Source organism: Meridianimarinicoccus roseus, from assembly GCF_003172915.1.
Lineage (GTDB): Bacteria > Pseudomonadota > Alphaproteobacteria > Rhodobacterales > Rhodobacteraceae > Meridianimarinicoccus > Meridianimarinicoccus roseus.
In genome coordinates this window covers 1-7,822 of sequence record NZ_QGKU01000017.1, presented here as the reverse complement: position 1 = coordinate 7,822, position 7,822 = coordinate 1, and the positions used below count along the sequence as shown (strand labels likewise).

Below are 7,822 nucleotides of genomic sequence, written 5' to 3'. Positions count from 1 at the left end.
TGATCGATGAGGCGAGGATGCAGGCCAAGTTGACGAGCCGCCCACCAGGCGATCACTGGCGCTTGGAATGACTTTCCGATCCAGCGGACGAGATGCCACAACCGGGTTGGCATTGCCTCATGGCCCTCTACCTGGCGTCCTCCGAGGCGGTGCAAATCGGGCGGGTTGTCGTCGCCACTCCGCCATTCGAGCAGGTTATCGTTTCTGGTTCCCCGTCTGAAATCCTCATCACTGATCGGACCAAGATCATCATCGAAGCCATATGCCTGCACGGGATCGAACTCTTCGGCATCTTCCCCGTATCCGCTGCACTTCTTGGCATTGCGAACGAATGCATCGAGGACGCAAACCCACTCCGGGTGTGGTGATGGTTCGGCGTCGGCAAATGCCTTGGCTCCCGGAACCGAACGTAGGACATGGGCGACCTGGCCACGCTCGTGCGGTGATATCTCCTTCGGGTCACGTTGCGCAGAAGCGACGACCCGGCTCCGCCAGGCACGTGGGTCGTCAGCCCGGTCAGCCCAAGCTTCCATGGTCTGCCATAGGTGGCCATGATCTTGATAGGCGATGGCAGTTACGCCCCGATCTCGCCACTTGGCTTCAATTTCCTCCGGCTCCCCTCGGTCGAAGGCATAGAGGCGCGTTCGGTCGAACTGACCATCATGGTTGAGCCCTTGAAGGAGGTACTTCACGTGCGGGTCTTCGGCCTGATACCCGACAAAAACGACGGTATATCGTTCCTACAGGCCGCTGATGAACTTCGTGGCCCATGCCTCGGACAGATAGGCTCTGCCGAAATCTGCACTGCTCAGCACGTAGGGGTGTTGGGTCGCATCTGGTGCAACAAGTCGCCCGTGTAGATAGGTGATACCATCAATTGGTGATCCGAATGACAGATCAGGGAACGCTGGGGGAATATGGGCCGGGATACTGCCCGCTTCGTCGCCAAGTTCGAACAGGTGATCGAAGTTGGTTGTCACGATCTGGGGGACGCCACTCTGGTTCGACGATATCCGCTTCACCAGGCTGTGTTCATGACCTTTGGTTGCTGCTGTTGATGGGACCAGCAACCGCTCTGTTACCAGTGCGTTGACCTCATCCCGACCATATTCCTGGTGCAGAAGGTTGAAGATCTGATCGAGGGGAACATTTGCTGCTGCTGGATCGTCTCGCCAAGGGGCGAACGCCTTCATTGCCTCTGATTCTTCCGGCGGATCGAAAAAGTCGATCACGTGCTGCGTAAGCCCGAGAAACGTTGGCATCCCTGAATTGAATGATACTCCCGCACCACATAGGAAGACGACCCGTCCAGCGTCGCAACGCTCCAAGAGGAGATCGGGAATAGAAGGGGCGTCGGAAAAAAATCGCATATTGAAGGTTCAACAATCTTAGCCAGTTCTGCCAGTCATGGCATTGTGAAGTTTTTGCACCGTGAAACCCGCTCAACCTCTGGCGCTCCGCAAAACAAGAGGCTCTTCTAATGGTTGAACTCATATCTGCCGCACTTCGGCGAACTCGGCAATGGGTAATGTCCGCAAAGGGCCGGAAGCGACGCCGCGCTGGCGAGTGCCAAGCGAGTGCTCCTCTGCACCGCCGCATGTCAGCTTCGAGCCTGAAGTTCAAAATTGCTGCGAGTTGTCGGAACGACCGCCTCAGCCAATATCACCACTGATTAGCAATCAGGTTGTCCAATCAAAGGCAGAGGGCCTGGTGTTATCCTGTTGTACTTCTTTTGTGGCTCTGTTTTGGTATGAGCATGAAACATCTCATCACTGCGAGCCTCACTGTAGTAACATCACTGATTTTTGCTGTAGCAGTTGCAAAGCCTGTCGATTTGACAGGACTTACCTGTTTGCAGCAACGAGGGCTTGGGCCCGTCACGTGGGATTTCTACGGCGATGTAGCCATTCGCGAGTATGTAGCAGGTGATGGTAGTCCGGTACGTTTCGAGCGTATCGGAGAAGGCGCATACCAACGCATCCGAAACCTTGATGGAGAAATCTCTTCATATTGGTACTTCTTCGACGAAGGTGATGGTGTCCACATTAGGCTTTTTGCAAGCCCCGGAATGATTGCAGAAAAAGATCGTGAAACGCCTTGGCAACGAGCAACCATCCCTTTTTTCGCGGAATGCGTGCCTCTATGGGAACGGAATGAACCACCTGTTGAACAGTAAGCCACTTGCTGATGGAAAAGCCGATGAATATAGTCCATAATCCGATCCGAAACCTTCCAAATCACCGTTTCCTCCGAAAATCGACCCTTTTGGCGGCTTTAAATCCAAGGCAATGATCGCCAAAGCGGACACTCGTCGGCACAGAGGGAATGTCAGCAGAGTCCACAAAACTGACCTGCGACGAACGGCAGTTACCGATCCGAGACGAAAACCGTCGTTTTCGCCTGTGACAGAAACGTATGAGTTTTGTCTAGAGGCGACCACAGTTGCCCAAAAATTACCGCTAATCCATACATTGATCTAAGAAACCATTTGATGAGGCCACATCATGCGACCGTCACCGCAGGAAGCGCTTGATCCAACCATGCGATCAAAACAGACGCTCTTCGAGTGGTTTAGCGATGTCTCACAAGTTGATCTGGCGTCGGATAGTTACGATGAGCTAATGGGATACTTCGCTACGAGAGGGCCATCATGGTATCGCTTCCTGCACGAAGAATGGTCGAAATTCCACCAAGAGTATTCTGGCTTTACAATACCTTCTTTGGCGAGCTCGGCGCGGGGTCGCCGTCCTCTAATTTGGAATGAGTTGGGTACAGCCGGATCTAATCAAGGCATGGGGGGCATAGACCCTAGGCTCGCCTTATTTGGACCGCTTTATTACGATGGCATCGTCTTTACCGACGCCATAGCTGTGCCGAGTGAGCTCTGCCGGACCCAGGGACGAAAGGAGTTGTTTGACTACCATGCCCGCGATAGATTTCTCGAATTCATTGATGTCTTAATTGGGTATGCACCGCTTTTCGCCACTGGCCAGATGGCGGTACTTTCAGAAAGAACCGCGTTCGGTGCAGCTATCCCGCCACACCCGCATGATAATCCTTGGGAGAGCGAATACATCAAGCAGGACCTCATGGGTCGGAAAATGCGTGGTGAGCTTTCAAAGGATCAAGACCGTGCGGCAGCGGGGATTGCACGGCTTGCAGGCTATCTGCATCTGGCGGAAGCGCATGAACTCGATCCTATAATAAGCAATGAACTAAGTTTGCAAGCCGATCTGCTCTTTGATTATCTCGCTGAAATTGCTTTTGCGGGCGCTCCCAAGAACGCCACTGCAGAACTCATTCCACCTCCTAAGTTCCAATTCAGTTTCTTCCAAGAACAAGCGCCAAAAACACGACAAGAGGCCGCTAAGCTCATGTCTCAGTTGATCTATGACGACCACTGGGTCCGAGTGCGTGAGATATTTAAGGAGGCTATAAACGAAGCCACGCGCGACGACTATAATCGATGCCTAACTGAAGGGATGAGGGAATTAGGAGCCGCAGAACGCAAGCAGCCGCCAGCTTTCGTATCTTTGGCAACGGACTTTGCCAACAACTATGCAGGATCGGCGGTTGCAGTTCTATCCATTAGCGCAGCGTCGTTCTTTGGTGCAGACTGGCTAGCTGATGAAGTGAACTCCAATACTGGTGCTAACCTGCTATTCTCGTCAGCTGCTGCCACAGCGACCGGCCTCGCGTCGGCCTCCCTGATCCAAAGGGTCCAACGCCGCAGCCATGTCGGCCCTGACGTCCTAAGCTACGCTCTGGAAGCGATAGGTGATCCTACGAATGAGCAGATAGCTCGCAAAGCGGCCGCCGAAGCTTTCATAGCAAAGATGCGAAACCGAAAAAGCCCGGATAGCGATCAAGCATAACTTCGTGGCTTCCACTACATCTGATTGGTAGACAACCCCCCTGCCAAAACAGGAGCACCGAAAAAACGGTGATTTCTGTCCGTCCCCAAGAGGGCTCGCACCTTCAGAAGGTTAGTCGAGACAGAACTCCATGGCAAAATCCATGTGTTTCTCACACGCTTTGTAACCAGTGTTCCGGTCACACCTTGGTGTCGTAGTTCCATGTATGGACGCTCGCCGTTTGCAAGGGTTTTCTTGTCTTGATGTCGACAGGTTGGGTGCGGTCATGTATTCGGCCCTTGGTTGCGACCGACGGCCGCTGGCCCTGATGAAATCCGCGGATCAACTCCCAATCAAGGCAACGCGCACAGAAGCGGCGCTTGGAACTAGGCGGGTCTGGTCGATCCCCGGCAAAACCGGTCTGCCATCAAGTCACGTTCACCCGAGCAACTGGTCGTCTCTTGTTCAGGTCGCCGCGACGGGCGGCTCTTGGTGATAGATGCGCCCGGACGTTAGCACCGCCCAGATGATTCTCGCCGTCTTGTTTGCCATCGCGACTGCAGCGACCTTGCCCGGTCGCCGGGTCAGCACATTCGCAAGCCAGTTTTCCGATGCAGGTTTTCCGCGCGCATAGCGGATCAGGGCGCAACTCGATACCACCAGCAACCTGCGGATGTAGCTGTCGCCCCACTTGGTTATATGGCCAAGACGCGTCTTTCCTCCCGTCGAGTTCTGCCGTGGAACGAGCCCCAGGAATGCCGCGAACTGCCGGGCATTTCGGAAGTTCGTTCCGTCTCCGATCGAGGCCACGATCACCGAGGCAGTGATTGGCCCGACCCCCGGAATGGTCTCGAGGCGCCGGGAGGCTTTGCTGCTGCGATGGAAGGTAAGAATGCGCTTTTCCAGCGCCGTGATCCGGGCGGCTGCATCCCGTATCTGGCCTGCCAGATGAGAGAGGGTTTCGCGTTCAAGTGGAGACAAGCGGTCATCATCGGCCTTCACAACTTCCAGCAGCGCGGCCACGCCGGTCCTGCCCTGGGCCGCGACATAGCCGGTCTCCGCCAGGTGCGCACGGAAGGCATTGATAAGCATGGTTCTTTGCCGGATCAGCAGATCACGCGCCCGGTGCAGCATCAGCACGGCCTGCTGGTCCCTCGATTTCACCGGCACGAACCGCATGTCCGGGCGCCCGACCGCTTCGCAGATGGCCGCGGCGTCGGCCGCGTCATTTTTCTGCCGCTTCAGATAGGCCTTCACGTATTTCGGCGGCATCAGCCGAACTTCGTGGCCGAGCGCGGCGATCTCCCGGGCCCAGTAGTGCGCAGTGGCGCATGCTTCCATACCGACCAGGCAGGGTTCCAGCTTTCGAAAGAAGGCCAAAACCTGGGACCTGCGCAGCTTGCGCGACATGAGCCGCTTTTCGGCGGCACAGACGCCGTGGACGTGGAACACGTTCTTTGCGATGTCGATTCCGATCCTCGCGATCATTCTTTCAGCCTCCTTGTTGGATACCCCAGCATCCCGCCGGGGGTGGCGAGCGTCCACTCCATCATGGCAACAACTCGGTGAGCCGGTTGATCTTGTGATCGTGGATGCGGTCGAGGACATCGGCCAGGTAGGCCTGTGGGTCGAGGTCGTTCATCTTTGCAGTCTCTATCAGGGTCATGGCGCGGGCGAGGGTTTCGCCGCCGGTGTCGGAGCCGGCAAACAACCAGTTGCGGCGGCCAACGCCGATCGGGCGCATGCCACGTTCCGCGGGATTGTTGTCGATGGCCACGCGCCCGTCGTCGAGAAAGAGGGTGAACGAGGGCCAGCGGCCCAGCCCGTAGCGAAACGCCTTGGCCAGATCGCTCTTGCCCGGAATGCGGGTCAGCTGCTTTTCAGCCCAAGCATGGAAGGCGTCGACCTTGGGCTTGCTTTTCTCCTGCCGGACGGCGCGCCGAACCTCGGCGGACTGGCCGGCGATCTGGCGCTCGATGTCGTAGAGCTTGCCGATCCGGTCGAGGGCCTCCTTCGCGATTTCGGATCTGGTGGATGTCCAGACGTCGTGGAAATCGCGGCGCAGATGAGCCCAGCACGCAGCCTCGCGGAACTGCGCGGTGCCGTCCGCGCGGCGCTCATATAGCTCCTTGAACCCGGTATAGGCATCCGCTTGCAGAACACCGCTGCTGCGGGCGAGATGCTTTCGGGGATGTTCGCCCTTCCGGTCGGGCGAGAAGTAGTAGACCGCCCCGGGTGGGTCCTGTCCCGCCCAGGGCCGCTGATCGCGGACATAGGTCCAGATCCGGCCCTGCTTGACACCCTTGCCCAGCCCCTTGTCCTTGCTGGAGCGGTCGAGCACGCGGATCGGGGTATCATCGGCGTGCAGAAGATCGCTGGACATGATCTCGGCCTCGATCTTCTCGATCAGCGGCGCCAGCGTCTTCATCGCCCTGCCGCACCAGTCCACCAGGGTCGTGTCCGGAATGTCCGCGCCCATGCGGGCGAAGATCTCGTTCTGTCTGTAGAGCGGCACATGGTCATCGAATTTCGAGGTCAGCACGTAGGCCAGCAGGTTCGGACCCGCCATGCTCCGCGGGATCGGCCGGCTTGGCGCAGGCTCCTGGATCATCTTCTCGCAGCGCCGGCAGGACTTCTTGACCCGCGCGATCTCGATCACCTTCAACTGCGCTGCGATCATGTCGATCAACTCGCTGACGTCCTCGCCCACCACACGCAGATCGCCGCCGCAGTCCGGGCAGCTGTCGCCGGGATCGAGTTCACGGCGTTCGCGCGGCGTATCCTTGGACACCTTCGGGCGGCGGCGTTGCCTGGGCTCGACTGCTGCCGGGACCTGGTCTTCGGTGTCCGGCGCGTCCTCGTCCTCCTGCGCCGTGTCTTTCGCCTCGGCCAGGGCCACCTGCAAGTCTTCCAGCGCCAGTTCGAGCTGTTCGATCTCGCGCTCGATCTTTTCCGATCTCGGTCCGAACTTCTGCTTTTGCAGTTTGGCGATGCGCACGCGCAGCGTCTGGACCAGCAGGTCATGCGCGCGCAGCGTGGCCGACATCTGCGCATTCTCCGCCTGCAAGGCGGCGATCATCGCCTTCAGAGCGGCGGGATCTTCAGGAAGATTTTCGGCAGCATTCGACATGCGCCCGACTATCACGGATCAGGTGCGAGAGCCATAAAAACAAGGGGAATCAGGGCGATAATTTATCCCACCCGGGCCGGCGGCGCACCCCAGTCCGGCCGGCGCCAGTCAATCCCTTCCCACAGCATCGCCAGCTGCGCCGAGGTCAGCCGCGCCGTGCCCGTGGTCGCCGTCGGCCACGGAAACCGGCCACGCTCGAGCACTTTGTAATAAAGGCAAAAGCCCTGGCCGTCCCAATAGAGCAGTTTCAAACGGTCGCCCTTGCGCCCACGAAAGGCGAAAACTGCTCCGCTCGCAGGCTTCTGACGCAGGACATCCTGGGCAAGTGCCGCGAGGCCCGTGATGCCTTTCCTCATGTCCGTGACGCCGCAGGCGAGATACACACGAACGCCAGTCCCCGGACCGATCATGCCGCTTCCACTGCCCGGATCAGCCGCGTCAGCGCGGCCGCCTCCATGTTGCTGTCGAAGCGCAGACAGCGCCCACCCGGCAGGCGCAGCTCGATCGGCGAGGGTGTCGCACTCGGAGGTGCTTCGGGAATGGCGGGAACCTCGTGCGCCGGTGGAATGTCAAATGGAAGGAACAGCGCGCCGCTTTCCGGAGACCACAGCCCCTTCTTCTTCAATTCGTGCCGCCAGGCATAGATCTGCTGACGCGTGATTTCGTGCCGCTGCGCAACCTGCGTCACCGTCGCGCCATCCACCCCGACCGACACGACGATACCAAGCTTCTCCTCATCGCTCCATCGGCGACGTCGCTCGGCACCCAGAACCTCGCCCCGCATGACCCCTCCGCACATAAGACACGTCGTTTGCGACGTCGCTAAGCACGTGTCTTA

General features: G+C 58.2%; 7 protein-coding genes and 1 pseudogene. 2 read left to right on the top strand and 6 right to left on the bottom strand.

Annotation, left to right across the window (positions count from 1 at the left end):
• Together DKT77_RS20855 and DKT77_RS20850 are read right to left on the bottom strand one after the other, a co-directional pair.
• Positions 1-692 (bottom strand): annotated as a pseudogene (locus DKT77_RS20855) (hypothetical protein); the annotation flags it as partial.
• 48 nt (positions 693-740) lie between these two features.
• On the bottom strand, positions 741-1,232 hold the full coding sequence (locus tag DKT77_RS20850) for an SIR2 family protein (RefSeq protein ID WP_238547690.1): 492 nt from the start codon (positions 1,230-1,232) through the stop codon (positions 741-743).
• A 524-nt stretch (positions 1,233-1,756) separates the two neighbouring features.
• On the opposite strand from DKT77_RS20850, the gene DKT77_RS20660 reads away from it, so the two are divergent.
• Both DKT77_RS20660 and DKT77_RS20655 read left to right on the top strand, forming a co-directional pair.
• On the top strand, positions 1,757-2,176 hold the full coding sequence (locus tag DKT77_RS20660) for a hypothetical protein (RefSeq protein WP_146204956.1): 420 nt from the start codon (positions 1,757-1,759) through the stop codon (positions 2,174-2,176).
• Positions 2,177-2,504: 328 nt separating this feature from the next.
• Positions 2,505-3,875 (top strand): hypothetical protein, encoded by a 1,371-nt coding sequence (locus DKT77_RS20655; protein WP_146204955.1) that lies wholly within the window; start codon positions 2,505-2,507, stop codon positions 3,873-3,875.
• 444 nt (positions 3,876-4,319) lie between these two features.
• Here the strand turns inward: DKT77_RS20655 and DKT77_RS04800 are convergent, their stop codons facing one another.
• From DKT77_RS04800 to tnpA, 4 genes are all read right to left on the bottom strand, one after another.
• Complete coding sequence (locus DKT77_RS04800; RefSeq protein WP_109810603.1) at positions 4,320-5,342, bottom strand: IS110 family RNA-guided transposase; 1,023 nt, start codon at positions 5,340-5,342, stop codon at positions 4,320-4,322.
• 61 nt (positions 5,343-5,403) lie between these two features.
• Positions 5,404-6,984 (bottom strand): IS66 family transposase, encoded by a 1,581-nt coding sequence (tnpC, locus tag DKT77_RS04795; RefSeq protein ID WP_109810602.1) that lies wholly within the window; start codon positions 6,982-6,984, stop codon positions 5,404-5,406.
• A 62-nt stretch (positions 6,985-7,046) separates the two neighbouring features.
• Entirely contained in the window at positions 7,047-7,394 is a 348-nt protein-coding gene (gene tnpB, locus DKT77_RS04790; protein ID WP_109810601.1) for an IS66 family insertion sequence element accessory protein TnpB, read from the bottom strand.
• Complete coding sequence (gene tnpA / locus DKT77_RS20845) at positions 7,391-7,768, bottom strand: IS66-like element accessory protein TnpA (RefSeq protein WP_238547689.1); 378 nt, start codon at positions 7,766-7,768, stop codon at positions 7,391-7,393. The genes tnpB and tnpA overlap by 4 nt, the downstream gene beginning before the upstream one ends.
• Between the last annotated feature and the right edge of the window lie 54 nt (positions 7,769-7,822).

Coding starts and splice junctions, on each gene's coding strand:
- DKT77_RS04800 (WP_109810603.1), bottom strand. CDS start 5,342: ATGATCGCGAGGATCGGAATCGACATCGCAAAGAACGTGTTCCACGTC.
- DKT77_RS20660 (WP_146204956.1), top strand. CDS start 1,757: ATGAAACATCTCATCACTGCGAGCCTCACTGTAGTAACATCACTGATT.
- tnpC (WP_109810602.1), bottom strand. CDS start 6,984: ATGTCGAATGCTGCCGAAAATCTTCCTGAAGATCCCGCCGCTCTGAAG.
- tnpB (WP_109810601.1), bottom strand. CDS start 7,394: ATGATCGGTCCGGGGACTGGCGTTCGTGTGTATCTCGCCTGCGGCGTC.
- DKT77_RS20655 (WP_146204955.1), top strand. CDS start 2,505: ATGCGACCGTCACCGCAGGAAGCGCTTGATCCAACCATGCGATCAAAA.
- tnpA (WP_238547689.1), bottom strand. CDS start 7,768: ATGCGGGGCGAGGTTCTGGGTGCCGAGCGACGTCGCCGATGGAGCGAT.